Origin of the sequence: Acetobacter okinawensis JCM 25146 (assembly GCF_000613865.1) — a bacterium.
GTDB lineage: Bacteria > Pseudomonadota > Alphaproteobacteria > Acetobacterales > Acetobacteraceae > Acetobacter > Acetobacter okinawensis.
The window spans coordinates 1-1,386 of record NZ_BAJU01000111.1 but is presented as its reverse complement, the minus strand read 5'-3'; the positions used below and the strand labels follow the sequence as shown (position 1 = coordinate 1,386).

The following is a 1,386-nucleotide window of genomic DNA, read 5'->3' as shown; positions in this document are numbered from 1 at the left end:
ACCCACAGACAAAGTGGACGCAATATTTTGTCCAGACTGGTTTATTGCACTGTCAATTTGTGCGTTTATGGCTGTTGTGCCGTAAACCTGCGTTCCATTTGCAGTAACGATAACATAGGGTAATGTCGACAGATATGCGTATGGCGTGCCTTTAGCCCACAGGGTTGGGTTGACGAATGCATATTGGCTGGTCGCACTCCCGGGGCCATTCGCGATCCATTCCGCAGTGGTTAGACCGATTACTGTGTTGCTGCCATTGCCGACCCCTTTGGTGGTACCACTTGTATCTGTATCAAAATATCCATCTTTAATTGACATGCTACTGTAACCTGCAAATCCACCAATCATCCCCCATTTGGGGACTGGACTGTTCTGTGACAGAACCAATGGAATAAGCATCGGTAATATTCATGTCATTCATACCAACAAATCCACCGATATGGTCGTTAATGTTTCCACTTCCTGTTTTCGAAACAGACCCAAGCGCGTAAGCATCTGTAATAACGTTATCATTGCTACCTACAAAACCGCCTAGGTTGCTTGAATTCGAAACAGTTGACGTTTCTGAGACATTGCCAGAAGAGTAAGAATTACTTATATCCATGTAAGTGCTTGTCCCAACAAAACCGCCAACATTTATGGAAAATACATTTTTATCATCTGTTTTTTCATAAATACTTCCGGTTTCGTAAGAGTTTTTTATGATCCCACCGCCATACGCTATAAATCCCCCGATGTACTGTGAATTTTCGGAGTTAATATTCCCTGTTGCATGAGAATTCGTAATTGTTGCTGAAGAATTTTGTCCCACAAATCCGCCTACATACATAGAATTCGATGAATTAATATTCCCTGAAGAATAAGAATTAACTATTGATGATTGATATGAATAATCAAGAGCAACTAAACCACCAATAGATGAAGTGTTGTATCCAGTTAAATTTCCAGAGGTATAGGAATTTGAAATATTTCCTGCAAGTTCGGATCCAACTAAACCACCAATACTCTGCGCGCCTTTGGTTTCTATGTTTCCTGTTGCATAAGAATTTTCGATGTTGGATGCTGAATATCCAATTAATCCACCAAAATTTCCAGTGTTAGATGGACTGTTAAGTGAAGGATCCACCTTATCTGCGGTAATTGAACCAGTTTCGTAGGAATTTGAAATATTAGTACCAGATGCAGACATCCCTACCAAGCCGCCAATAGCGGCGGAAGAATTATATGTTCCAATTATAGATCCGGTTTCGTATGAATTTAAAATACTTCCATTATTTAAAATTCCAACTAAACCACCTACATTTGTTCTTCCTGAATAACTTATATTTCCTGTTGAATGGGAATTTTTTATTTCATTATTGGCTTGACCAAAAAAATAACCAATAA

At 39.2% G+C, this 1,386-nt stretch carries 2 protein-coding genes; both read right to left on the bottom strand.

Annotated elements, in window-relative coordinates; translation table 11 throughout:
- A partial coding sequence (locus JCM25146_RS22310) for a hypothetical protein (RefSeq protein ID WP_148299136.1) occupies positions 1-318 on the bottom strand: 318 nt, incomplete at its 3' end.
- 1 nt (position 319) lies between these two features.
- Positions 320-1,386: GLUG motif-containing protein (locus tag JCM25146_RS21800; protein ID WP_199897775.1), on the bottom strand; the 1,067-nt coding region annotated here is incomplete at its 5' end.